The organism is Comamonas testosteroni TK102 (assembly GCF_000739375.1).
Taxonomy (GTDB): domain Bacteria; phylum Pseudomonadota; class Gammaproteobacteria; order Burkholderiales; family Burkholderiaceae_C; genus Comamonas; species Comamonas brasiliensis.
The window spans coordinates 3,795,304-3,819,525 of sequence record NZ_CP006704.1 but is presented as its reverse complement, the minus strand read 5'-3'; the positions used below and the strand labels follow the sequence as shown (position 1 = coordinate 3,819,525).

General features: G+C 63.2%; 27 protein-coding genes and 1 pseudogene. 7 read left to right on the top strand and 21 right to left on the bottom strand.

Annotated elements, in window-relative coordinates:
• Window positions 1-234 precede the first annotated feature (234 nt).
• The 6 genes from O987_RS17320 to O987_RS17295 are packed head-to-tail and all read right to left on the bottom strand — an operon-like array spanning window position 235 to window position 5,975.
• Window positions 235-513 (bottom strand): EexN family lipoprotein, encoded by a 279-nt coding sequence (locus O987_RS17320; protein ID WP_005304541.1) that lies wholly within the window; start codon window positions 511-513, stop codon window positions 235-237.
• Window positions 510-1,454: a LysR family transcriptional regulator gene (locus O987_RS17315; RefSeq protein WP_005304543.1), complete on the bottom strand. Its 945-nt coding sequence runs from the start codon at window positions 1,452-1,454 to the stop codon at window positions 510-512. The genes O987_RS17320 and O987_RS17315 overlap by 4 nt, the downstream gene beginning before the upstream one ends.
• Window positions 1,455-1,487: 33 nt before the next feature.
• A complete protein-coding gene (locus tag O987_RS17310) occupies window positions 1,488-1,799 on the bottom strand; it encodes a DUF3861 domain-containing protein (protein ID WP_005304546.1) in 312 nt (103 codons plus the stop codon).
• 30 nt (window positions 1,800-1,829) lie between these two features.
• The gene (locus O987_RS17305) at window positions 1,830-2,864 is read right to left on the bottom strand and encodes an HlyD family secretion protein (protein WP_005304549.1); all 1,035 of its coding nucleotides are present in this window, start codon (window positions 2,862-2,864) and stop codon (window positions 1,830-1,832) included.
• Between the two features lie 7 nt (window positions 2,865-2,871).
• Window positions 2,872-4,443, bottom strand: a complete 1,572-nt coding sequence (locus O987_RS17300; protein WP_005304552.1) for an MFS transporter — start codon at window positions 4,441-4,443, stop codon at window positions 2,872-2,874.
• On the bottom strand, window positions 4,440-5,975 hold the full coding sequence (locus O987_RS17295; RefSeq protein ID WP_005304555.1) for an efflux transporter outer membrane subunit: 1,536 nt from the start codon (window positions 5,973-5,975) through the stop codon (window positions 4,440-4,442). The genes O987_RS17300 and O987_RS17295 overlap by 4 nt, the downstream gene beginning before the upstream one ends.
• A 212-nt stretch (window positions 5,976-6,187) precedes the next feature.
• Between O987_RS17295 and O987_RS17290 the strand changes: the two genes are divergently transcribed.
• Both O987_RS17290 and O987_RS28265 read left to right on the top strand, forming a co-directional pair.
• A complete protein-coding gene (locus O987_RS17290) occupies window positions 6,188-6,847 on the top strand; it encodes a TetR/AcrR family transcriptional regulator (RefSeq protein ID WP_005304557.1) in 660 nt (219 codons plus the stop codon).
• Complete coding sequence (locus O987_RS28265) at window positions 6,844-7,296, top strand: MarR family winged helix-turn-helix transcriptional regulator (protein ID WP_197026306.1); 453 nt, start codon at window positions 6,844-6,846, stop codon at window positions 7,294-7,296. Before O987_RS17290 ends, O987_RS28265 begins: the two co-directional genes overlap by 4 nt.
• On the opposite strand, the gene O987_RS17285 is transcribed toward O987_RS28265, so the two are convergent.
• The 9 genes from O987_RS17285 to O987_RS17245 all read right to left on the bottom strand — a co-directional run bounded on the left by O987_RS17285 (window position 7,285) and on the right by O987_RS17245 (window position 14,745).
• Window positions 7,285-9,270 (bottom strand): relaxase/mobilization nuclease and DUF3363 domain-containing protein, encoded by a 1,986-nt coding sequence (locus tag O987_RS17285; RefSeq protein WP_043373731.1) that lies wholly within the window; start codon window positions 9,268-9,270, stop codon window positions 7,285-7,287. The genes O987_RS28265 and O987_RS17285 overlap by 12 nt on opposite strands.
• Before the next feature lie 448 nt (window positions 9,271-9,718).
• Window positions 9,719-10,306, bottom strand: coding sequence for a S26 family signal peptidase (locus tag O987_RS17280; protein WP_043373728.1), 588 nt, complete (start codon window positions 10,304-10,306; stop codon window positions 9,719-9,721).
• Window positions 10,303-10,848 carry a DUF2840 domain-containing protein gene (locus O987_RS17275; protein WP_043373725.1) on the bottom strand — a complete coding sequence of 182 codons (546 nt, stop codon included), beginning with the start codon at window positions 10,846-10,848 and terminating at the stop codon, window positions 10,303-10,305. Before O987_RS17275 ends, O987_RS17280 begins: the two co-directional genes overlap by 4 nt.
• Window positions 10,845-11,129 carry a hypothetical protein gene (locus tag O987_RS17270; protein ID WP_043373393.1) on the bottom strand — a complete coding sequence of 95 codons (285 nt, stop codon included), beginning with the start codon at window positions 11,127-11,129 and terminating at the stop codon, window positions 10,845-10,847. Before O987_RS17270 ends, O987_RS17275 begins: the two co-directional genes overlap by 4 nt.
• A complete protein-coding gene (parA, locus tag O987_RS17265) occupies window positions 11,126-11,764 on the bottom strand; it encodes a ParA family partition ATPase (RefSeq protein WP_043373395.1) in 639 nt (212 codons plus the stop codon). Before parA ends, O987_RS17270 begins: the two co-directional genes overlap by 4 nt.
• A gap of 253 nt (window positions 11,765-12,017) precedes the next feature.
• Window positions 12,018-12,875, bottom strand: a complete 858-nt coding sequence (locus tag O987_RS17260; RefSeq protein ID WP_051962309.1) for a replication initiator protein A — start codon at window positions 12,873-12,875, stop codon at window positions 12,018-12,020.
• Window positions 12,876-12,901: 26 nt separating this feature from the next.
• Window positions 12,902-13,186, bottom strand: coding sequence for a helix-turn-helix transcriptional regulator (locus O987_RS17255; protein ID WP_026069907.1), 285 nt, complete (start codon window positions 13,184-13,186; stop codon window positions 12,902-12,904).
• 75 nt (window positions 13,187-13,261) lie between these two features.
• Window positions 13,262-14,059, bottom strand: a complete 798-nt coding sequence (locus O987_RS17250) for a DUF2285 domain-containing protein (RefSeq protein ID WP_028240160.1) — start codon at window positions 14,057-14,059, stop codon at window positions 13,262-13,264.
• A gap of 335 nt (window positions 14,060-14,394) precedes the next feature.
• On the bottom strand, window positions 14,395-14,745 hold the full coding sequence (locus O987_RS17245; RefSeq protein ID WP_015476702.1) for a DUF2958 domain-containing protein: 351 nt from the start codon (window positions 14,743-14,745) through the stop codon (window positions 14,395-14,397).
• A gap of 318 nt (window positions 14,746-15,063) precedes the next feature.
• On the opposite strand from O987_RS17245, the gene O987_RS17240 reads away from it, so the two are divergent.
• Window positions 15,064-15,357: a helix-turn-helix domain-containing protein gene (locus tag O987_RS17240; RefSeq protein WP_015476703.1), complete on the top strand. Its 294-nt coding sequence runs from the start codon at window positions 15,064-15,066 to the stop codon at window positions 15,355-15,357.
• Window positions 15,358-15,427: 70 nt separating this feature from the next.
• Here O987_RS17240 and O987_RS17235 read toward each other — a convergent pair whose 3' ends face one another.
• The 4 genes from O987_RS17235 to O987_RS17220 form a co-directional block, all read right to left on the bottom strand.
• The gene (locus tag O987_RS17235) at window positions 15,428-15,742 is read right to left on the bottom strand and encodes a DUF736 domain-containing protein (protein ID WP_014646114.1); all 315 of its coding nucleotides are present in this window, start codon (window positions 15,740-15,742) and stop codon (window positions 15,428-15,430) included.
• Between the two features lie 758 nt (window positions 15,743-16,500).
• Entirely contained in the window at window positions 16,501-16,710 is a 210-nt protein-coding gene (locus O987_RS17230) for a hypothetical protein (protein WP_028240162.1), read from the bottom strand.
• A 61-nt stretch (window positions 16,711-16,771) separates the two neighbouring features.
• Complete coding sequence (locus tag O987_RS17225; RefSeq protein ID WP_028240163.1) at window positions 16,772-18,835, bottom strand: ParB/RepB/Spo0J family partition protein; 2,064 nt, start codon at window positions 18,833-18,835, stop codon at window positions 16,772-16,774.
• A 79-nt stretch (window positions 18,836-18,914) separates the two neighbouring features.
• Window positions 18,915-19,742: a DUF932 domain-containing protein gene (locus O987_RS17220; RefSeq protein WP_028240164.1), complete on the bottom strand. Its 828-nt coding sequence runs from the start codon at window positions 19,740-19,742 to the stop codon at window positions 18,915-18,917.
• Between the two features lie 625 nt (window positions 19,743-20,367).
• On the opposite strand from O987_RS17220, the gene O987_RS17215 reads away from it, so the two are divergent.
• The 4 genes from O987_RS17215 (at window position 20,368) to O987_RS17200 (ending at window position 23,302) form a co-directional block, all read left to right on the top strand.
• On the top strand, window positions 20,368-20,844 hold the full coding sequence (locus O987_RS17215) for a TIR domain-containing protein (protein WP_033041353.1): 477 nt from the start codon (window positions 20,368-20,370) through the stop codon (window positions 20,842-20,844).
• 105 nt (window positions 20,845-20,949) lie between these two features.
• Entirely contained in the window at window positions 20,950-21,552 is a 603-nt protein-coding gene (locus O987_RS17210) for a TIR domain-containing protein (RefSeq protein ID WP_033041352.1), read from the top strand.
• Window positions 21,553-21,566: 14 nt separating this feature from the next.
• The gene (locus O987_RS17205) at window positions 21,567-22,736 is read left to right on the top strand and encodes a toll/interleukin-1 receptor domain-containing protein (RefSeq protein ID WP_158407679.1); all 1,170 of its coding nucleotides are present in this window, start codon (window positions 21,567-21,569) and stop codon (window positions 22,734-22,736) included.
• Window positions 22,733-23,302, top strand: coding sequence for a hypothetical protein (locus O987_RS17200; RefSeq protein WP_033041349.1), 570 nt, complete (start codon window positions 22,733-22,735; stop codon window positions 23,300-23,302). Before O987_RS17205 ends, O987_RS17200 begins: the two co-directional genes overlap by 4 nt.
• 82 nt (window positions 23,303-23,384) lie before the next feature.
• On the opposite strand, the pseudogene O987_RS28235 reads toward O987_RS17200, so the two are convergent.
• A pseudogene (locus tag O987_RS28235) lies at window positions 23,385-23,498 on the bottom strand (JAB domain-containing protein); the annotation flags it as partial.
• Between the two features lie 60 nt (window positions 23,499-23,558).
• A complete protein-coding gene (locus O987_RS28230; protein ID WP_071534888.1) occupies window positions 23,559-24,221 on the bottom strand; it encodes a uracil-DNA glycosylase in 663 nt (220 codons plus the stop codon).
• Window position 24,222 lies beyond the last annotated feature (1 nt).

The following is a 24,222-nucleotide window of genomic DNA, read 5'->3' as shown; positions in this document are numbered from 1 at the left end:
ACCTGGCCTCCGATTTCTCCTGAGCTGATTCCTCATGGAAAGAGCGGCACAAAGGCGTGCCGCAGGCGTCAGGATCGGTGCCGGGTCAGTGCCGGTCAAAGACCGTTTTCAGAAGAAAGGTCGAGCAAAAAGACAGAATGAGTGCGACGGCGAACCAAAGAAAAACGCCGCAAGCGCGAGCGCATTGCGGCGTGTCGAAAAAAAAGTGAAGGCGAATCGGCGAGCGGCCAACAATCAGAACTTTGGCGACTCTTTCGGCGGTGTATAGGGCGTTTCGCCGTCGCCATAGAATCGCTTGCGCGTGGCTTCGGCCACCCGGTTGCACAGCATGTCGCCCAGCTTGGGGCGATCGGTCTTGCACTGTTGGCGCAGTCCTTTAAGCTGGTCAGGGTTGGCCGCCAGCTCTTCCACCGTCGGAATATTCGTCTCCGAATCGGCGGCCTTCTGAGGTGCCTCGGATTGGCCGCAAGCAGACAAGGCGGTCACGAGCAAGAACGGAATGATTTTCTTCATGGCATCAATTCCTCCGGTGGATCAGAACTGCGGCCTCGGATGGGCCTGGGAGTCTCCGGCGTTTCAATTGTCTGTACCCGTTCGATGAACCGTGCAAGTTCGTCGGACGGATCACCGTCAAGACGAAGCAAGTAAGTCGTCAGCGGAGGTACACGCGACGCAAGTGGCCGCGCTACCACTCCCGGTTCACGGCTGGCGGAAATATGCGCAGCGCCCGCCAGCCCGAGCGCGAAGCCGGCTGATACCAGCGCCATCATCAGATCGCATGTGGCAACTCGCTCTGCGATCAACGGTTCCATGTCAGCACGACGCAGCACTCGTTCCACGTGTTTGGCATGGCCTTCACACACTTGCGGATCGCACAAAACCAGCGGATAGCGCAGCAGTTCGTCCAAGGGGATACGCTTGTGGGCCAGTAGAGGATGGCGAGCGGGGACCGCCACCATTAGCGCATCACTCCAAGCTGGCAACGCGACGATGCCATCGCCCACCTCGTCGGACTGAGCAAACCCCACGTCGTATAGATCATCGTGCAACCCTTTAATCTGCTGCGACAGCGGCACCTCGAAGAAGCGGATTTCGACCTCGGGTTCTTCCTGACGACATAACGCCAACAAGGTCGGCAAGCGCGACGGTGTAATGCCATCCGACAAGGCCACTCGCAATTGTCCATGAAAGCCATTAGCTGCCGCTTTCACGCTATCACGCGCTTGTTCCAAGGCGGCAAACACGCGACGCACATGCTCCAAGAACAATGTTCCGGCATGGGTTAGCCGCGTACTGCGCGTGGTACGGGCAAACAGCGCCACACCGAGTTCTTCCTCCAGTTCCTTGATGGCCCGCGACAGCGGCGATTGTTCAATATGCAGCTTCTCCGCCGCACGAGCGAAACGGAGTTCTTCGGCCACGGCCAGGAAGTATCGAAGGTGACGAAGCTCCATGGCGATTCACATCCCATTTCGCAAAGAGAACAATCAGTCTTTTCTTTGGCTGTCGGTTGATCCTGCTTTCAAATCCTTGACAAACTGATATAGCTGCGGCAGGAATGAAAATAGAAGCGGGTTGTCTTTGTTCGCCAGGATGGCTCCGCCAAACAGCTTCAGGCCAACCGCAAATGCCGCCGCATCTGCCTGGCTGCTGAAATCACCTCTGCTGCGAATCCACGTCACGACAGAGATGATGTCGTCATGATTCCCAACCTTAAACTGCAGAGGCTTGCGTTCACTGGGGACGCCATGTGAATCCGTCAATTGCTCCAGAGTTACGCGATAAAGGTATTGCCTCATTTGTGTGGCTCCTCATGTTGGAGTGATGACCTAGTCGCCGATGCGGATCTTCGGCGTTACGGACATACCGACGCGCAGATTCGCCGCATCAGGCTGGTCGGAGTCGATGCGAATACGCACAGGCAGGCGCTGGACGATCTTGGTGAAGTTGCCCGTGGCGTTGTGTGGCGCGACGGCCGAATAGCTGACGCCACTGGCCGGCCCCAGGCTCTCCACGGTTCCCTTCAACTCGGTACCCGGCAAGGCATCCACCTTGATGTCCACCGGCTGCCCAGGCCGCACGCGCGCCAACTGCGTTTCGCGGAAGTTGGCCGTGATGTAGACCGCATCCAGCGGAACGACGGCCGCCAATGGTTTGCCGGCATTCACGAACGATCCGACGCGCACTGACTTCTGGCCGATCACGCCACTGATGGGCGCCGTGATTTGGGTATAGGAGAGCTTCAACTCCGCTGCGGCCTGTGCGGCTTGCGCTTGAGAAAGCGCAGCCTTGGCCTTTTCAAGATCGGCTTTCAGGATGTCCGTCTGCTGCCGCGCCGCTTGCAGGCCCGCGCGATTCTTGTCCCGGCTGGCCAGCCGAATGGCCAACTGCGCCTCGGCCTGTTGCTGTGCCTGGATCGAACCTGATCCATCGGAGGCCAGGTTCCGGTAGCGTTTCTGGTTGGCCTCTGCCAATTTGAGTTCTGCATCGTCCACCGCAACGGCCGCCTGCGCCTGACGTATCGCGGTTTCCTGCTGCACCACACGCGCGGCAAGCCCCTCGACACTGGCCTCGGCAGCGGCGACCTGTGCCTTTGCCGTGTTCACCGCAACGATGAAATCCCGGTCGTCGATGGCGACGAGCAAATCCCCAGCCTTCACTGGCTGGTTTTCTTCGACCAGTACCTTTCCGATCACGCCGGACACCTGCGGCGCGACGAGGGTGAAATCGGCTTGGACGTAGGCATCGTCCGTAGATTGGGTCGATGCGCTGGACTCGGGACGATTCAGATAAATGACACAGCCCACTGCGACTGCGAGCAGCAGCACGGCACTGGTAATCTTGGCTTTCTTCGGCATGGCCATGGTGAAACTATCCTTGGGGCAAAGGTTTGGATTGAGGAGCAGCGGCCTGCAAGTCGGGGGCGGGAATGCAGGTCAGCCGCAATACGAAGGGGACCATCACCAGCGCCAGAACGCCGAGTACGCGATAGGCATCCGCGACTGACAGCACCAGCGCCTGCTGGCCGATGATTCCCATCAGTTGAGCGGGCTCCGGAGCAAGCGGGACGGAGTTGCCTACCAACGCAGCGTGGTCCAGCAGCATTTCCGCGTGGAACCGCTGTCTCACGGTCACGAGTTGCCCAACCACCGCGCCCCCGAGTACCGACCCCAGGGCGCGCAGCGTGTTGATGTTCCCCGACACATACGGGCCTTCGCTGGGATGTACGACGCTGGTACACAGGAACAGCATCGAGACGACAGCCATGGGCTGGCCAAAGGCTTGCAGCGTCTGCGTCATAACGAACTGGTCGCGGTTCCAATCGGAAGTCAATTGCGCACCAAAGAAGCACGCCAGGGCGATCAGCAGCAGGCCGCCCGCGAACACGAATCGGGCATCGACCCATTTCCGGTACAGGAACAGCGCCACCACGGAACCCAGGACCAGTTGAGGCAGCGCGACGATGAGCCCGATTGGTGCCATCTGAAGCGGTCGGTAGCTTTGGAGCGGCCCGAGATAGGTCATCGGCAACATCACGCCAGAGGTCAGCACGACCAGAAGGCAGATGAACAAGGTGAAGCCCAACGCCAGGTTGCGGCGGCTGAGCATCTGCAATTTGATGAACGGCGCCGGGTGATACCACTCCGTCAGCAGATAGGCCGCCAGCAGCGTCAGCCCGGCCACCAATGAGACGACGATGAGGGGGGAGTTGAACCAGTCCAGCCGCACGCCCTGATCCAGGGCGACGGTAATCAGGGCAAATGCCGGCATGCCGAAAGCCATGCCCGGCCAGTTGGCCTGCGGGAAGCGGTCTGTCTGGATCGGGTCTTTCGGCAGGCCCCATCCGATCAACAAGGCGGCAATGGCCGCGAGCGGAAGGATTTGCCAGTACACCCAGCGCCAATCGAACAGGCCATCCGTCCATTGCCCCGCCAGCCAGATCGAGAGGTTGGGGGCGAAGGTGGCCGTCAGTGCATACAGCGCCAGTCCGTGCAGCCGTATGTGGGGTGGCAGGAACTTCAACGCCGCCATCATCAGCACGGGAATCATCGTGCCGCTGGCGATGCCTTGCAGGAAGCGCATGGCCAGCAGCAGATCGAGGTCATGGATGAAGGGAATGCACACCGCCAGCAAGGTGCATGCGCCGATCATCCACAGCTCGAAGCGGCGCACTGAGAGCGTGATGGCGAACCATGCCGCAAACGGCATGGCGATCACTTCGCCGGCGCTATAGACGGTCGTGAGCCAGGAGGCGTCGTCCAGGCCGAAGCCCAGCGCGCCACGCACGTCCGCCAGCGCCAACGCGCCCACGCGGTTGTTCAGTCCGGCCATCATGGCCGCGATGAGGATGCCGACCAGCCCGGCGATCGCCCGCTTCGGAGGGGCTACCGCAGCAGCGGGTGCGGGTGGCGCCGCTGTCGGCTGCAATGCTGCGGCACTCATTGGCCGGCCTTTGATGGCGAGGTGGCAGACGACGCAGTGGTCGTCAGGGGCGCATCGCCGCCGGCCTGCCGGTCGGATGTGAGTGCGTCAGGGTCCCAGCCACCGCCCAGCGACTTGTAGAGATTGACCAGGGTGAGCGCGGCGTTGGTGGCGCTGGCATTGAGGCTGGTCTGGCTGGCAAGGACGCCACGCTGCGCGGCCAGGACATTCAGGTAGTCGGCAGCGCCTTCCTGATAGCCGCGCTCGGCAGCATGCAGCGCCTGCTTGTTCTGTTCATACGAAACCAGCAATTCGGCATGTCGGTGCTGCTGGGCTGCCCAGGCGTCCAGGGCGTTGTCCACTTCATGCCAGGCTTGCAGCACCGTCTGCCGATAGGCAATGGCGGCTGTTCTTTGCCGTGCCTCGTTCAGCGCCAGGCGCTGCTTCAAACGACCGCCCTGAAAGATCGGGAGATAGACTGTCGGGCCAACGGAGAAGAACCGGGAATCCCAACTGTCGAGGTCGTTGAACTCGAAGGCCTCGACGCCGACTCTTCCCCGCAAGCCGATCCGCGGGTAGAAATCGGCCTTGGCGACGCCGATGGCCGCCGTCGCGGCATGGAGCTGGGCTTCGGCGCGCTGTATGTCCGGCCGCCTGTGCGCCAATTCGGAGGGCAGGCCCACCGGCACATTGGAAGGAAGCGAAGGCAAGGGCATCGCCTCAAGCAACTGCGCATCGAGGGCGCGCGGCTCCTCCCCCTGCAGCAGTGCCAAGGCGTTCATCAGCGTGTTGCGGCGCTGGACCAGTTCTGGCACCAGCGCCTCCACCGTTGCCAGTTGCGCGCGCGCCGAAGCGGTTTCAAAGCGCGTGGCGACACCGTTGCGCTCACGGCTTTCGGCAAGGCGCAGGGTGCGATCGGCGACCTCCAGGTTCTGCCGGGTGATGTCCAGTTGCGCCTGCGTTCCTCGCAATTGGAGGTAGGTGCGGGCCACTTCGGCGGACAAGGCCACCCGTGCCGCCTCGCGCTCATACACAGTGGCCTCGAAGGCGGCTGCGGCGCCTTCGCGCGATCGCCGCGCGCGGCCCCACAGATCGAGTTCCCAACTGGCGTCGAATCCCAACTGCCAGAAATCGCTCGCGCTCGTCGGTGCACCCAACGCGGCAAACTTGCCGTGCTCGCTGAGGGCCTCGCGGGAATAGCCTGCCGATGCGCCCACGCTGGGCAGCAGCAGCGAGGAAGCAATCCCCAACTGCGCCCGGCTTTGCTCAATGCGCTCGGAAGCGATCTGCAGGTTCAGGTTGCCCGCCTGCGCACGGGCTTGCAGATCCGCTAACACGTCATCGTTGAACAGCGTCCACCATGACGATGGGAAGTTCGCAGCGGATGTTTCCTGAGCCTGCGCGTAATCCGCCCTGGGCGACAGTTGAACGGCTGCAAGCCTGTCGTCGGGTTTCACGAAGTCAGGACCCACCGCACAGCCGACCAGTGAGATCGTGCAGAGCGCCGTGCCTGCTTGTCGCAGCAGTTGTGAGAGCAGCGGTTGTGACGTCATGAAGGTTTATCCAATGCGCGAATAGTACCGAACCGCTCGGTGTGATTTACGATAAAAGTTAAGCCGACGGCTCACAAGAAACCTGCTTAGGTGCAGATGCCTGTGAGACGAATGGTTAGGTTGATGCGTACCGAGCGGTTTGGTACTATATAGAATCCTGGCCACCGTGTCAAAACTTCCGACCCAAGCAGATGCGACGAACCAACCAAGTCATGACCGCCCCGCCGCCGAGCAGCGGCGAGCTGAACGCCAAGGCTCTCACCGTTCTGCGCGCTGCGCGAAACGTCTTCCTGACCCATGGGTTCAGCGCGGCAACAACCGACATGATCCAGCGCGAGGCTGGCGTGTCCAAGTCCACGGTTTACGCGCACTACGCGAACAAGGAAGCACTCTTCACCGCGGTAATCGAAGCCGAATGTGCAGCGTTCACGAACACGGTGCAGGGCATCGAGTTCCGCCCGGGGAAGCTGCGAGAAACGTTGACCCTGTTGGCTCGGGCCTACTTGAACATCGTGCTGTCTCCGGGCGGGCTGGCTGTCTTCCGCGTCGTGATCGCCGAAGGCCCACGCTTTCCCCAGCTCGCACGGACGTTCTATCTGGCCGGCCCGCAGGTCATGACGGCGATGGTGGCCGAACAACTGGCCAATGCGGCAGCATCCGGCGAGGTCGATCTTGGCGAGATTGGCCGCGAGACGGCCGCCAGTCTGTTCATCAACCTGGTTCGGGGTGAACCCCAGCTTCAGTGCCTGACTCATCCGGATGCCGCGCCTTCCTCGGCGCAGATTGACCAGTGGGCGAATGCAGCCGTAATGACATTCATGCGTGCCTATGGTTGCGGCGAGGACTCGCCCAATAAGCGTTCCCGGTCATGATGCCGAATGGGTCAATCGGCACGGAGAAATCAGACGACGCCCTTCGGGTGATGGAGCTTTCTACGGCCATCACGCGGCTTTGCACAGCAAGGAATCAAGTGCTGAATCGCGTGGCTGCTCCGTTCGGTTTGACCGCTGTGCAGGTGATGGCGCTACACCATATTTCAGCCACTCCAGCATGTACGCCTAGCACTTTGGCCCGCAGTCTGGCAGTCGACTCAGCCTCTGTGACAAGGCTATTGGACCGTCTTGAAAACAAGGGCATGCTCCAAAGAGCAGCACAAGAGCGCATGGATCGCACGCATGACCGCAGAGTTGTCGAGATTATTCTGACTGAACATGGATGCAACGCGATACGTGAGTTGAAGTCACATTGGCAGTCCGCTCGCTCGGAATTGACCGAGGCTTTCAAACAAAGCGAAATACATGGGTTAGCACTAGCTGATTGACGGCCCACGCTGCCGCCCAATCTCCCACGACACCCCGCCGCCGCGCACCGTGGCGGCAAGTTGCTGCCCCAAGCGTTGTTCGATCACGGGTTTCCACGGCACCAGTGAGAACCCCATGCCGTCATCGAGCATCGCGTAGCGCCCACTGGCGAGCATGACGGAGCGCCGGTAGATGCCAGCCACGCGCTGCCCGTCGGCCACCGGGCGATGCTCTAAGCCGGTGTCGGCCGCAATGTCTTTGGCGACCTGCGCCAGGTCCTGGTTGCGCAGCGTGCCCAGCAGATTGCGCGCGAGGATCACACGCTGCCCGTGCCGCTCGGCCAGCCCCTGTTCGGCCAGAAAGTCGGCGCGTTGCTGCATCGCCTGTCTGGCCTCGCCACCAAAACCCAGGTCGCCCAAGCCCGAGCCACCAGCGATCAGTTGCTGGTCGAGCCAGGTGGCTCCGATCACGCGGGCCTGCCGCTCGATGGGCAGGTGCGATTTCAGTTCCACGGCCACGCCGCCCAGGCGCTGTGCGTCATAGCGGCGGCCCTGTTCGGCCAGGTCGTCCGGCACCTTCCATAGCCCCTCGGCCACGCGCTCCACGATGCCTGCGCGGCGCAGGGCTTCCAGCCGGCGGACGTGGGCCGCGACGACTTCCTGCGGATCGCGGCCGGGCACGGCTTGACCCTGCGCAACGGCCAGGTGATGGTCGGTGCGGTATAGGCCGCCGCTCGCCAGTGCGGTGATGTTCTTGTCGGCAGCGCGCACGTCAGCCGATCCCTTCACCTCCACCACCGCGCCGGTCGGATAGTTCGCCAGTTCGTCGCGGGCATTGAGCGCGACGTAATGGGCTTTGCCGTCCACGCCGTCGATGACCAGATAGCCCCGGTCGCGCAGCTCGTCGGCCAGCCCCTTCGCGGCCACGCGACCGACGATGGTTCGGCCATCGTCCCCCGGCTCGAACACCGCCAACTCGCGCGGCTCGCCACGCATGGCCCGCTGCATGGTGCGGATGATGTCGCCACGCTCGCCCAGGGCACGCAAGGTCTTCTCGGCGTCGGCATGGAAGGCCAAGGTGCCCGGCCGCAGCTCGTCGGCCAGGCCAAGGCGCTGCAAGCGTTGCAGGCGGCCGATCAGCAGCAGGCGCTGACGTTGCAACCGCGGTTCGTTGAGGCGTTCGACATGCACTCGGCCATCATCGCCGGCCTCACGTTGCAGCGTGCGGTCGAGGCTCGTCCATCGCTCTTGCTCGACCTCGCGCTGCAAAGTCTGCTGGATCTCCAGTTCGGTGCGCGGCCCCAGCCATTCGGTCGCCAGTTCGGCGGCGCGATGGCGGAAGCCATCGGCGATGTAGTCGCCCGCGATGATGAGGTCTTTGCCGGTGTCATCGCGCCCGCGCACGACGATGTGCGTGTGCGGGTTGTCGGTGTTCCAGTGAGTGACGGCCACCCAATCGAGGCCCGTGCCCAGGTCGGCCTCCATGCGGCCCATGAGGTGCCGCGTGTAGGTGCGCAGGTCTTCCAGTTCCGCGCCATCCTCGGGCGAGAGGATGAAGCGGAAATGGTGTCGGTCGTCGGCGCAGTGTTCCTTGAAGGCGTCGAGGTCGGCAGCATCGGTCTGCGGCCCATAGGCTTGGCCCGGCTCGCCATCGCGGCCCACACCGTCGCGCTCGATGTAGCGCAGGTGCTTGGCGAGCGACTGCGGGCTGGCTTGGCGCTGGTTGACCAGCAGCGTCTTGATGGTCACGCGCCGCGACATGGGCGTGAGCTTCGCTCCGGCGAAGCGCGCCGCCGTGTGGCCGCGCCCCAGGCGCGAGCCGGGCCGCTGGCCGGTGCCCCTCCCGGTGCCGCTCGCAGTGCCAAGACGGCGCACAGTGGACTTGCCGCTGCTGGCCTTGCCTGCCTGCTTGAGCACCTTGGAGACGAAGCCCTGGCCCCGGTTCTTTGGGGCGCTGGGGCGGATGCGGAAATCATCGTCGCGGCGGTCGGTCATGGCTGCGCTCCCTGCAAGCTCTGGCGTGTCCGGTCGTGCGAAGCACGCGGACATGCCTGCATTGGCGCGGGCCTCGCGCCCCAAGCGGCACGGTGGCGAAGCCGCTGCGTGCCGCGCCACCCCCATGTGCAGACTGGCTTTCGACGCGGCCCGGTGCCGCGTCCTTTTGTCTTGCCTTCCGCCTTTGCCCCTCGCTGGCGCTCCGGGCAGCGGCGGCCCGGCGGCGCTGCTGCGCGAGCGGCCAGCGCGCCGGCGAACGCGGCGACGGCCACAGGCCGGGCGCGTTCGAGGCAAGACGCCTGCACGTTGGACGGCTGCGCCGAAGGCAGCGCGAAGTGCGGTGCGAATGCACCCGCACTGCATGCGCGACGACACGGCGACGAGCAGCAGAACGACACGCCCGATGGCACGATGAGATGCACGGCGACGTGCAGCGAATCGAAGGCCATCATGGGCGAGATTCCAGCCAGACCGGATGCGCGATGCCGATCACGGCGCCCGCATTGATCGGCCCGAAGTACCTGCTATCGAACGACGCCGGGTTGGTCACACTGAGCAGGAACAGTTCGCCGGGTTCAAGGCGACGGCATTGCTGCCAGGATGGCAGCGGCCGGCCCCAGCGGTCGGCAGGCAGCACGGCGGCCGAAGGCACGCCGTCGATGCGGACGATGCGGCCAGTGATGCACACCTCCTGCGGCGCGACGGCGCCCACGCGCTTGAGCAGCGGCACGCGCGCCGGCAGGTAGCCGCGCTGCGCGGCCAGCGCGGCGGCGTCTGGCGGCAGCGTGGTCAGGACGATGCTGCCCACGGACAAGGGACGTGGCGGCGAGTCGGTGCCGTGGCCTTGCGGATCGACGCGATACCAGCCGACCGCCACGCTGTCGGATGGGTTGTAGATCAGGCGCGGCAGCGGATGCACGAAGGACGCCCAGGCCAGCGCAGCGAGGCCGCAGGCGGACAGACCCGTCAGCACGATACGAGCGCGCAGGCGCGAGCGAGGACGCGGCGCGGTGCCGGCAGTGGAAACGGCGGTCATGGCAGTGCCCTCGCGGTCAGCCAGGCGGCGTGCCGCTCGGCGGTGTATTCGGGCAGCGGCAGGCGGGCAGCGAGCCGGTTGGCGAGCGTGCGCCAGTACGCGGGCGAGACAGCGGCGGGGGCGATGTCCAGCGCCTCGATGGCGTCGATGCGCTCCAGCACGGCGCGCACCTGGTTCTCGCCCTCGGCGTGCAGCAGCAGGCGTGCGCCGGGCTGCACGCCGGGGATGCGCTGTGCCGCATCGAGCGGCGTACAAGCCTGCATCACCATGAGCTGCCAGCGAACGGTGCCGTAGTCGTTGGCCTGCCAGCGGATAAGGCACAACATGGCGCCTGGCAGGAACACCGCGCAGCGACGCCAGCGGTCGAGCTGGTGCGTGCGCGCAGGTTCACCGAAGCGCAGGTAGAGCTTGAAGCGCGGTTCGATGTAGGCCAGCGCCACGCGCGTCAGCGGCGCGCCGGCAGGCTGGTCGAAAGGTACTGCGAGCTCAGCCGTAGCCGCGAAGGCAACAGGCGCGGGAGCAGACGAAGCGGATGCAGTCATGGCGTGTTCTCCCTGCGGTGTTCTGGAAACTCCCGCTCCAGCAGGCCGCGCAGCAGGTCGGCTACGGTCACGCCTTGCGTGAAGGCGGAAACCTTGATGCGCGCCCGCATGGCGGGCGTGATGTCGAGGGTCAGGCGTGCCGTGTAGAGGTCGCCCTTGTTCAGCGCATCGGCGTCGCCCTGGCGAATCCACGCCTCGGCGTGCGGATTCGCGGGCGGACGCGCGCCGATGCCGACGCGCTTGGCCGTGCGTTTGCTGTTCGGTGGCGGCTTCGCTGTCATGTCGGCCACCGCAGCAGTTCGTCCGCCAGTGCGGTGATTTCGCGGGTGGCGGCGCTGTCCGGTGCCGTCTCGCGTGCAAGCCGGCCAGCGGCCACGCTGTCGGCGAACACGATGCGCTGATGCACTTCCGCGCGCAGCGCAGGAAGCGGCTGGTCAGCAAGCGCCTGGCGCGCTTCGCGCCCGATCACGGTGGTGCTGACGCGCCGATTGATGACGAAGGCCGCGCGCAGCGCAGGCCGAAAGACCTGCGCCTCGCGGATCAGCGCCACCATCTCGGCGCTGGCCCACAGGTCGTAAGGACTGGGCTGCACGGGGATCAGCACGCGCTCGGCCGCCAGCAGCGCGGAGCGCGCCAGTGCCGCGATGCGTGGCGGGCCGTCGATGATGACGTGATCGGCCCGCCTGGCGAGTTCTGGCGCTTCCTGATGCAGCGTTTCGCGTGCAAGGCCCACGGCGCTGAACAGCCGTGGCAAGCCTTGCTGGCTTCTGCGCTGTGTCCAGTCCAGCGATGAACCCTGCGGGTCGGCGTCCAGCAGGACGACGTGCTGTCCGCGCATCGCCAGCTCGCCGGCGATGTGCGTGGCGAGCGTGGTCTTGCCCACGCCACCTTTCTGGTTGAGCAGAGCGACGATCATGGCGCGGCCCTCCGTGTTGGAAAGCCGGGCTTTTGCTGCTGCGTTTTTGGCCGCGTGGTAGTTGTCCACCGCAGCGGCGCTTCCCTACTAAAAGTTAGAGAAATTAAGTTAGGGAAGTTAGAGGACGCGCAAACCCAGTGCTGGCGCGGGTTTGCAGCCGGTCGGCACGCCTGATAGCACGATAGTCCCACGCCCGATAGCACGATACCCCGCACGCCTGATAGCACGACACCATTTACAGGCTTTCCCGGAGTTATCCCCGTGCCGTCTGCGGCACGGGCCGGAATGTCAGCAGCTCCATGCCGTTGTCCGGCATCCGCTCGATGCCCAGGACGTAGCCGGGCAGCGACTGCCGCGCGACCAGCGCGCGCAGGTCGCAGGCGAAGTCGTAGGGCTTGGCGGTGCTGCCGGATTTCTGGTGCAGGTAGCGAAAGTCGAACTGCCAGCCGTATGACTGCTTGCCGCCGTGCTTGCGCACCAGGCGGTACAGCCACCGCTCGATGCCGCCCGTGAGCCGGAAATACGCCGGGTCGATGGTCAGCACCAGGGCGGCATCGAGCACGCCGGCATAGAACCAGTCCGGCAGGATCAGCTCGATGCCCAGCGGCGTGCCGCTGGCGTCGGCCAGCTCGCGCCATTCGTTCACCCACGAAAAGCGGTGCAAGCGCCTCCCGGTGGTTTCGTGGATGGAAGTCGCCACGCTGGTCGATTGCAGCCGGTCGAGCGCGGCTTTCAGGCGCTGGTAGTCGTTCAAGGACGTGCCGCGCCCGATGAAGCGCAGGATTTCGTAGGGCGTGGCGTGTATCCAGCGCGACGGGCGAATGCCTGCGTCGCGCGCCTCCACGATCTGCGAGGCCGCCCAAATCAACACGTCGGCATCCCATATCGTGGCGATGCCGTGCTCGGCCGTGCCTTCCACGCGGATGGTGATGTTCCCGCTGCGGAAGTCGATCGGCGCCGTGCGCCGCGACTTCGCCAGCGAGAAGAACGGAAAGGCCATCAAGTCCTGGCTGTCGCGCGGCGCCATGCCGTCGCCCGGCAGCGCGCGGAACAGGTCGAGCTGTTCCCGCTGCTGCGATCGCTGCCCCGACGGCAGCGATGGGCTGGACATGACGATGGCCACCGGCGAGCCGACGATCAGCGGCCATCACGGTAGTCGCCCGCGTGACGCTCGGCATATTCCGGGTCGGACGTGGCCTCGTAGCTGCGCTGGTCGGCCCAGGCATCGAGGTCGGCCACCGCGTACATGACGCGGCGGCCGAACTTGCGGAACTTCGGGCCGCCGCCGATCACGCGCTGTTTCTCCAGCGTGCGCGGCGACAGACGCAGGTATTCGGCGGCTTCGTCGTTGGTCAGGTAGCGTTGGGGCTGCACGGGCGCAGCGACAGCAGCGGCGGCAGGCCGCAAGGGAGCGGGTCGCATGGGATGTACCTCCATCAAGCCCGGCCACACCACGCGGCCGGATAGAGGCACTTTCAAGAAAGCAAGGCTTCCTGCTCAGGGACGTTTTGCAGGGGATGCAGCGCGTCCCTGTGCAACGGGCGGAAGCTGTGCCAGGCGGCGATAGCCGCCGCGCATCAGCGCATCGCCCCGGTGCACCAGTCGCCGCACGCGGGCGCGCAAGGCGCTATCGGCGTACCAGTCGGCGGCGACAGCATCGACGCCGAACAGCCCTTCGGCCACGTCGCGCAGGGACGCGCCCGCGAGGGTGCCGTCGAGCGCCTGGAGCGTGTTCAACTCCAGCAGCGCAGCGGGTGCCGGCCGCGACCGTGCCGTTCCCGCTGGCGCTGCATCGCCAGCGGCGGCCAGCTTGTCCAGTTCGGCCGCCAGCGCCTGATAGCGTCCGCAGGATGCGGCGCAGGCGCGAATGGCATAGGCGTAAGCCATGCCGTCGGCCAGGCCGGGAGCGATCACCAGCCGCAGGCAGCAGCCCAGCCAGCGTGTCAGCAGCACCAGGCGCTTGCCGTCGTGGATCAGGTGCTTCTGGCCGGGAAGGCACCAGAACGCGAAAGCCACCGCGTCGGGCGGCGGGTCGGCGTCCGGGTAGAGCTGCACTACCGCATCGTGATCGGGGAACCAGGCCGGGTGCGCGTCGCGCGCATCCAGGGCGGGATCTTCCAGCAGGCGCAGTCCCCAGCGCGCGGCGGCCTCTGGCCGGCGGCGGCGGCGCAGCCAGTCGCGGCGGTAGTCGGGGTGGCGACGCAGGTATTCCCACGCCAGCGCGGGGCCGTCGAGGTGCAGCATGTAGAGATACGCGGCGGTCGGATACCAGTGTTCGGCGCTCGGGTCAGCCATGACGCAGCCTCCTGTCATTCAGCAGGAACGTCGCCACGGATTCCGCTGTGCGGGAGCTATCGAGTCGCCATCAAGTCGTCATCGAAATCGGGGTACTCTGTAACTGCGGTGTCAAGACCGATTGGCTCCAGGGCATTGCGGAAATCGTCTGAATGCGACGGTTGCGCGCCACAAAAATGGTGCGCAGCATGGAGCACCGTGCAGCAGCCCGCGCCATAGATCATGACTGTTTGCATCAGAAGCGCACCGCTTCGGTGCAAGAGTGCGGATTCAGACCAATCAGGTCTTGGGTAAGACTGAAATAGTCAGAATGCGCCGTCGTTGGCTGGGACTGCTCAGTCGGTGATCGAACCGTTTTCCTCGGCCAGCCGCAGGTACTCCGACAGCCGCCGCACGGGCTGGAAGTAGCGATCGCGCATCACAGGTTGCTTGTGCGGCCCGACGATGGACGCCAGATCGGACAGCTTCACATGGCCCAGGCCGGGCATGCCTATTCCCAGGTCGATCAGCCCCCATGCCGTATCGCCATCGGCCGGGTCGAGCGCGGCCAGCAGCCAGGTGGCGTGCGCGTCGGGGGTGAACAGTCGCACCGCCGGCATTGGGTCGATGCTTCGGCCAGCGGCGCGTGCCGCGCCGACGGCGAGCAGTTGCGCCCGCTGTTCAGCGGTGACGAGCGGCTGGGTCATGGCCCGAATCCCCACGCATCCGAGGATGCACGGATACGATTTTCCACCGAAGCGCGGAACCGCCGAAGCGGATGCGTGCTTTGGCGGGAAAGCACGAAGGCGCAAGCCATCGAATCCGTACATGCACGGAAACGCGGAAGCGGAATTGCGCAGGCCAGGAAAGACACAGATGCGGTTCCCAGATTCTGTCGGAATCCGCCCATGCGGATTTCTGCAAAGGCACGAATACGGAAATCAACGACACCAAATGCGCACTATAGTTTGTAGCCCTATAGTGCGCAATCGGCTGTCATCTTGGTTTTCTAAGGAAAACCATAGGTGGCGGCGAAAGACTCATTGGCGACAGCAATACGGACGGTCAGGAAAGCGCGCGGCTTGAGCCAGGAAGCGTTCTCCGACGTGTCCAGCCGTACCTACCTGAGTTTGCTGGAGCGCGACCTGAAGAGCCCGACCATGCACAAGCTGACCGAGCTGTGCGAGGTCATGGACGTGCATCCGCTCACGTTGCTGACGCTGGCCTATGCCGGCGACAGCACGCGCAGGGCCGATCAGCTTCTGGCGCAGGTGCGCCAGGAGCTGGAGGCGGTGTTGAAGGAACGCGACACGCCGTAGGCGCGTGCGTGACGTGCTGCGCCAGCAGCACGGCGCCCCGCCGCAATGGACGGGGCGCGGTGGGCGGCCGTCAGGCTGCCTTGGGCTTGCTGCGCGACCAGATCAGGTCGTGCGTGCCGTCCTCGTTCTCGATCAGGCGGGCATAGACCGTCGCCGGGAACGAAGGGTCGTCGATGCTCACGGACAGGTACTCGCGCCCGGCCTCACTGGTCTTCTTCCACGCCGCGCCGATCTCGTGGCCGGCCGCCTGAAGGTGGAAGTCGGGGGCGTTCTCGCTGTCGCCCTTGTCGTTGGGAACCAGCTTGACCTTGACGTTCAGGGTCAGGGTGCGGAGCTGGCCGGTGAAGCCGTCTTTCTCTGCGGTGAAGGTGCCGATGTTAGCCATGATGTTTCTCCTTTCGGGTTGAACAAGGTCGCGCCAGTGCGTCCTTGTTGTGATCCGGCCGGCGGGGGATGGGCTGGCCGCACCGCGCAGCGGTCGCAACACCGTGGAGAACCTGGAAGCGAAAAGAATTTGCCGCGCGAGGAAGCCGCGCAGCGGCGGGGAAATTGTTTTCGCTGGAAGGTTGCGGCCATGAAGCCCAAGGCGTAGCCGTTCCCTCGCCAGGATTCACGACAAGCCAAGGACGCACGGGCCGCCCGCCCCCGAAAGGAGACATGGCCGACTCGGCATCCCCGCGTGACGGCTGCACCGGCTTGCGCCCTGACGCGAACCAGGTCAAAGCCCCGACGACAAGGCCAGAGCGCCCCTGCCGCAGCGCGCGACCACATGCTTGAGGCGTGGTGTGGATGCTCCATAGCGAGGCCGGGTGGCGTGTCGGTGAATCGCCCTTCGTGACGTACAGGCGCGAATCGCCAGCGTCGGGGACGGCACGCTATCGCACAACCTGCCGCAGCAAGCCGGGGCGTAGCCCTACAAGCCCCGCCCATTGCGGCGGGGCGCCATCGAAACCTTGCCCGCGCCAGCGGGCACCGATGGACGTGTCGCGTGCAAGGCACTTGCACGTCCGCCCCGTTGCCGCCTGGACGAAGGCGGCAACGGGGCGATTTTGACTTCGACGTTGGAACCGGGCGCGGCCACCGACGCCCCGGATTTTTGACCACCGGCCCCAAGGCGGAACGGCTTGGGGCCGGTGCTGCTCGTTATTCCTTGGTTTCGACAATCCACCACGCGGCACGCGGCAAGGTGTGGCCGGTAATGGGATGTAGGTCGGTCAGGTCGGCGCGGGCCGTCCAGCCACGCGGCGGACGGTAGCCGCGCACGTCGCCATCGCCGTGCCAGCGGCGGGCGCGTACCGTACCGGGGGCATAGATCGCCGCCATGCGCGGGCGGTCCGTGGTGTTGCGGCTCATGATAGGAATCCTTGGCGTGAAGCGCCCCGGCCGGAACCGGGGCGCTATCTGCGGTGCAGGATCACGCGGCCAGTGCCTCGGCCTGCGGCAGCTCATCCGCCACGGCGGCGACTTCCTCCGGCGCTTCGGCGCCCGCATCCACTGCCACGGCCTGCGCGTCCTGTTGCGGGCTTTCGGTGCGGAAGATGGCGGGCATCCAGCCCGTACCATCGGCCAGCCGTTCCGCTTCGCTGGCAATGTCGGCCTTCTTCAACTTCGCCAGCCGTGCAGCGTGCGACGGTGCGAACTCGCCCACGGCTTCCAGAATCGCGGCCTTCGGCACATGCTGGAAATACCCGTCTGCGGTGGGCTGCCACCATGCGGCCATGTCCAGCCCCACAGCCTGCGCCAGTTCCGCGCCCGGCTGGTGCGCAGTGGCGCGAGGCGTCACCACGTCCACGGTCGCCGCTACGCATACCGCCAGCAGCCGCACCAGTTCGCCTTGCTCCATCGCCAGCAGCGCGACGAACAGTTCGGCGCTGTCCTGCGGCAGCGCTTCGCCCGCGACCTGCTGCAACTCGCGCTGGGCGACGGCGGCGGGCGACTCGGGCCAGTCGGGGGCCATGCCTTCCAGCCGGTCTTGCACTTTCAGGCTCACGCCCAGCGGCAAGTCGTGGCCGTAGTGGTTGTCCTGCAAGACGCTCTGCACCATGCCATGCACCAGCGCGGCCAGCGCGACTTGCGGATGCCGGGCGACTTCGATTTGCAGCGCGGCGGTGCGGTGCGCGCTCAACCGCTGCGCCAGCCGGTCGGACAGGCTCGCGGCCTTGGGCTGCTCGGTGTCCTCGCCTTCGTCGTCGTTCCCGGCCTCGCCTTCCGCGCTGCCGAAACCCTGCCGCAAGCGTTCCAGCGTGCGCAGCGCCTTGGCTTCTGCCTCGCGCAGCAGCCCGCGATGAATCACGGCTTCGCCGCTGCGGTCGAGGGTGACGATGGCGCCGGCCACGGCGCGCACATCCGGGGCGTAGCCCTGCAAGGCTTCCTCCACGGCTTGCAGTTCCCCGGCAACCTGTTCGCGGCGCGGTTCCAGCGCTTCGGTCTTGTCCTCGTCCTCGGCGTCGTAGGCTTCTTCCAGTTCGGTGTCGATCTTGTCGAGGCGGGTTTGCAGCGAGGCGATGCGGCGGGCTTCGCGGGCGCTCGGTTCGCGGCGCTGGCGCGGTGCGTTCTGGAACGCCTGCCGCTCGGCGTAGCTCATGTGCGGCACGGCTTCGACCCACGCCCAACCCTCGGCGCGCACGTCCCCAGCCAGCGCATCCAGCTTGCCGCGCACCAGCGTTTCCAGCAGCGTGGCGTCGGTCAGGTAGGTTCCGGCATCGCCTTCCGCGAACAGGTCGCGGCGGATGCCGCCGCCCGCCGCCGTGTAGGCGTCCAGCCCGGCGAAGCGCACCAGCGGATGCGTGGCGTCGATTTCGCGTTCGGTCAGGCGTTCGCGCAGCGCGGACGCGCCACGCTGCCATTCTGGCGCACCGTAGAACGCACTTTCCTGCGCGGCGTGGTCGTCGGTGATGGTCAGGGCCATCAACTGTTCCAGGGTGACGGCTCCGGCGCGGTAGTCGGCCAGCAGGCGCGGCGAGACGTTGGCGAGTTTGAGACGGCGCTGCACCACCAGCGGGGTCACGCCGAAGTCGGCGGCAATGTCTTCGATGGGGCGGCCTTCCTTGACCAGTGCGGCGAACGCCTCGAACTGGTCGGCCGGGTGCATCTGCTCGCGCAGCAGGTTTTCCGCGAGGCTGACGGTACGGGCCGAAGCATCGGGCACCAGCAGGCACGCCACTTCGTAGTCGGCAGGGATGCGCTTCTTCTTCGCCAGCAGCTTCAACGCGGTCAGTCGGCGGTCGCCGGCCACCACTTCGTACTGCTCGCCATCGGCGGCGAGGATGACGACGAGATTTTGCAGCAGGCCGATGCGGGCGATGCTCGCGGCCAGTTCGGGAATGGACAGGCGCGGGGTCTTGCGTGCGTTGCGCTTGGAGCGGCGCGGCAGCAACTGCGAGAGTGGAACCAAAATCAGGTTCTTGCTCGGGTCGGCCACTTCCAGCGGCGCGGCAGTTTCGATGGCGCGGGTTTCGGTTTGGGTAACGGCGTTCATGGTGATAACTCCTTGCGGTTAGGGATGCAGCAGCGAGAGAAGCGGCAAGGGCTGCTGCCTGCCCCTGCCGCGTGGGGGTTCAGGCTTTCAACTGGCGCATGCCATCGGCCAGCAGCCAAAGCGCACGGTTGAGGCGGATGTTCTGGTCGATGCCCTGTACCGGGCGGGTTTGCTGGCGGCGTCCGTTGGCGCTGCGCCCGCGCAGGCCGCCTTGGGTCAGGTTCTCTTGCGTGCGGTTGAACACGCTCCACAAGTCCGGGCGGCGGTCATCAAAGCGGCGCGGCATCAGGATTTGCGATTCCGTGATGGGCGCGGGCTTGTCGGGGTCGTCGTACTTGAGGGCCAGCGCGGCGCGGGCGAACACTTCGGATTCGCCATCGTTCAAGGTGATGGCGCGCATGGAATCGCGGGATTCCTGCACGCGGTCGAAGCCGCGCAAGACTTCGTAAGCGCCTTCGATGACGGAACCGGCCACGTCGCCTTTGTGGGGCACGCGCACGTCCGCCACCGTGTCGCCGCAGACAAGGCCATTGCTGCACACGAACCGGAACATTCCGGCCAGCATCTGATAGCTGCTCGTGCCGTCATGCGAGTTCAGCAGCACGATTTCGTTAGCCTCCGCGCCGTTGATCTGGCTGGCGTGGCGCAGGCGCAGCATGTGTTTGGTGTAGTCGCGGCGGTCGTCGTGGCGCACGCGGGTTTGCGCTGCCATGAAGGGTTCAAACCCTTCCTTGCGTAGTTCCGCCAGCACGGCGGCGGTGGGGATATAGGCGTACCGTTCGGAACGGCTTTCGTGCGGCGCGTCCGCGAAGATGGACGGGGCCACACGGCGGATTTGGTCATCGGACAGCGGGTAATCGCTGCGCAGCGACGGGGAACGGGAAGCGAATCGGGATGCGAGTTGCATTGCATTTCTCCTGACGAAAAGGGTTTGCTGTTCAAACCGCACACCGGATTCCTAGATTCGGAGCCCAGCCTTTCGGCTGTTCGGTGCGGTCGGCACGAGGAACCCGGTTGGCCCTGTTGCCACCGTCTTTCCTGAGTTCATCGCCCGCGGCCAAAGGAGCGCGCGGACGGGGGCCGTCAAGGAGACAAGCGCAGGGTTGGTGCGGCCCGCAGGCGCAGCCGAGGACACGGCCCTGCGCGCCTTGACGGCACACGGGAGCGGGCTACGGTCGCGGGTAAGGTGATGAAGTCAGGGGAGACGGCTGGACAAGGCAACGGCCATCCCTTTGTGCTGACCGCACGCAAGCGAAGCGCGCAGGCCCGAAGCTGGAAGCCGGGCCGGAGGCGTCAGGGATGTGGAAGGCTGGCGAATGCCAGTCCCGTCAGGGATGAGCGAATAGCGAACCTGGAGCAGCGCGGTCCGCGAAGCGGAGACGCAGGCGCACACTTTCAGCTATCATTTGTAAGGAAATTTACAAGAAAGTATTTCAAGCCAGCGATTAATTACGACTTCAGTTAAATAACTATCGCAATCCTCAATTCGAGATTTGCTTCATCGAAGCACCAACGACAAATGGAGATAAGTCATGGCGAATAAATGCTTTCTGAGCTTTCACTATAAACAGGATAGTTGGCGCGTGTCGCAAGTTCGGCAAATCGGAGCTATCGAAAAACAGCCTCTACTGGATTCGAACAAATGGGAAGAAATCAAGAAAGCAGGCGATGATGCCATCAAAAAATGGATCGCCGACAACATGAAAGGCAAAGAATGCCTTGTCGTACTTGTGGGCGAGAAGACTGCCAGCCGCCGCTGGGTCAAACACGAGATAAAGAAAGCCTGGAAGGACGGGCTGGGTGTACTCGCCATCCATGTCCACAATCTGAAAGACTCAGACGGAAATCAGTCGTCGAAAGGATCTAATCCGTTTACAGGCCTCACCGTTGATGGAGAAGCTGTCACGGGTAAAGTCTACGATCCGCCATACACCACCAGCACCAATGTGTATGACTACATCAAGTCGAATATTGAAACTTGGGTCAGCGACGCTATAAAGGCACGATGAACCGGCAATATCTGAATTGCATCCTGCGAGGTGTCGTTTGCTGTGGAGGATGCGGGTCACCTACATCCAAATTTGCCTGGGTTTAGTGTAATAGATGGAGTCAAAATGCCACGCAGAACATTCTTTTCTTTTCACTATGAGCCTGATGTATGGCGCGCCTGGAATGTCCGCAACAGTTGGGTTGTGAAGGAATCCGATGAGGAAAGCCGGGGCTTCTTTGACAGCAGCGTGTTTGAGGCATCGAAAAAAGAGAGTGACGATGCACTAAAGACTTTTCTCCGCAAGGGGTTGGAGAATACTTCGGTAACTTGTGTCCTTGCTGGAACCCATACATGGTCACGGCGATGGGTGCGCTACGAAATTGCTCGCAGTGTTATCAAGGGAAACGGCTTGCTAACCGTTTTCATTCACGGTGTCCAGAATAAAGACAAAGCGACATCTACAAAGGGTGCTGATCCATTGGCGCAGATGGGACTTTATAGAACCGATCGCGGCATATATCTCGCCGAGTGGAAGGACGGAAAGTGGGTGGCCTACGCAGATTACACGCTTGCGATTCCTGAGGGTGATCTGTGGTTCACAGCACCAAAAACGAATAGCGTAGTCCAACTGTCAAATCACTGCCTGAGTTACGATTTCATAGGCCAGGATGGCAGGAAAAATATTGGCGGATGGATTGAAACTGCTGCGGGAATGGCTGGCCGATGAGCGAGAACTCAAGCATGAGATCACCCTACCAGCTTATCCTGCTGGGTGCGGTCCATGGGCATGACACTCGCCTCCGCCGTAGCGTTGATCTGGCGCTTCAGGGGCTCGGGATTCCGAGCAACGCAATTACGTTTCTCAGCGATGCCAACGCCTCTAACCGCAGCTTAAAATCGCCGGTGATGGCAGTATTTTTCGGCTCGTCGGAAAGCACTGCCGATACCGCACTTGTGACGGAGTTGATTGATGACTCGATCGTTATCGCTCCGGTCGTTTCGGATTTGTCCCAGGTTCATGCAGAAATTCCGCCGCAGCTCAGACATGTCAATGCTATTGTATTGGGCACCAACGATGAAGGCATCACCCGCCTCGTTACGCTAGTCCTTGAGACATTTAGGCTGTTGCGACGTGAGCGACGACTTTTCATCAGTTACAAACGAACAGGGTCTCAGCCGCTGGCCGATCGGTTGTACGATGCGCTCGATGCTCGTGGCTTTGACGTTTTCATCGACGTGAGGTCAGTGCCTCCAGCCGCAGATTTCCAATCACAACTCTGGCACAGGATGTCGGATTCCGATGTCGTGGTGCTGATCGACACACCTGGCTTCAGAGAAGGTCGTTGGACGGCTGAAGAATTGGCGCGCGCAAACGCGACCAATGTGCAAATCTTGCACCTACTATGGCCGGGGCAAAAGGAAGACCCTGCATCGTCCTTCAGCCACTTCATGAAGCTTAGGCGTCGGGACTTCTTTGGATTTATTCCAATGCGGGGGCGTTGGGCCACGAAGGGATTGGTGACGAGAATTTGCGACGAGGTCGAACGGCTACGCGCACCAGCAATTGCCGCCCGCCACCGATATTTGGTCGATAACTTTTGCGACGCCGCCCGCGACGAGGGACTTGATCCAAGTGTTCAGATTGAAGGCTGGATTTCTCTCAAAACCGAGTCCAATCGAACGCTGGCGATCGTACCGGCAGTGGGAATACCAACCGCTGATCGCATCAACGAAGTGTTCGAAGCCATTACCAACCCCACTGTTGAGACGAGAGAAATATGGGTGATTTACGACAATAGAGGTGTACTGAGAACGTGGCTCTCTCACCTAGATTGGCTTGACTCGTATTTGCCGATCCGGGCCGTGCAAATGTCGAAGGCGCCACAACTTCTGAAGGAGCTCACCGCATGATAGATATATTTCTATCTGCCAGCGTGCCTTTGCCTGATCGCAATCGGGTATTTTTCGACACCGCCGATGTTCTTGCTATACGGGAAGCAATCAAGGCTTTGGTTGAAGTAGTGTTGCCGATTGGACGAATCACGTGCGGCGGCCATCCGGCGATAACGCCGCTATTGGCTCTCTTTTCCCGCGAGGCAAACCTTGACCGCAACAGGGTGGCGATTTACCAAAGTAAGCTTTTTGAGGGTCGATTGCCTCCTGAGCTAGCGGAGTTCGTCGACGTGCATATGGTGCCAGCGGTTGATGGCAACAGAGAAGCCAGTTTGACGGCCATGAGGCAAGCAATGATCGAAAGCCGCCGTTTCAGCGCAGCGGTGTTCGTCGGCGGCATGGAGGGGATCTATGAGGAGCATAAATTGTTCGTCGAACACCATCCCAAAGCTACAGTGCTCCCGCTTTCAACAACAGGGGCCGCCGCCAAAATAATTTATCAACAGGGAGAATATGATCCAATTTTTTCACGCGACCGAACCTATTCCAGCTTATTTCGTCGAAAGCTTCTGCCTGTGGATTAGCCGGGAAATTTTGCAGTAACTGCGTTCAGTAAGCTTGATGGAGCGAATAAAAAAATGGGGCCGCCTGTGCAGCCCCCTCGGTTCACAATAGCCCTCGCTCTGCAAATGAAGTTGTTTCCTGCCCGGCCACAACGACGTGATCCAGTGTGCGCACCTCCACCAGCGTCAGAGCCTCTTTCAGTCGCTGCATCAGTGAAAACCTGGCGAGTTGGATAGAAGGGGCGGTATCCGCTCGCTAAAATGCTGGAGCAATTCGTCAGAACAGCGATCCAGTCTTCATTGGATGTCCATACAGTTCAGAGATTTGCCCTTGAAACTGCGTCTGTCCGCCATAGCTCGGATGCCTCACGCAGATAACAGGCACGCTATCCGTGATTCGATGAGCGGCTGCGGCAGCATCGTTGCCGATGGCGACGATGCGCGAGGGACGAAGCAGAACGATGAGCTGTTGTAGTAGCTCTTCGCCGGCTCGCCTTTCACGGGCGTTGTGTTGCCGGTTGGTGAACGGATCCCCTGATTCATGAGGGTGAAGTGGGAAAACATTCCAGAGAAAGATGCGAGCATCAATGTGCTCTAGCATTCCCCATATAACCGCAGCGGTTCGCTCGGCTACGGCATTGCCGACTGTGGGCCGTTCTGGAGCCAGATCGACATTCCAACGTTTGGCATGTTGGCTCATGTGAACATCGTCAGTCAGGGCCAACCCAGTTCGGCGGCCTCCGCGATACCCCAAATCTCGACCGATCCAAATCGCATCTACAGGCTCCTCTGAAGCGCGACGCAATAATGCGGAAAGTGCGGCGGCGCGGCGGCGGGGCGCGTCTCGACGATCATGAACTTCACAGCGATCAGAATAAGGATTGAAGCAGTCCTCAAATTGCAGCGAGGAAACTGATTCAACAAAGGGGTGGATTTTCATT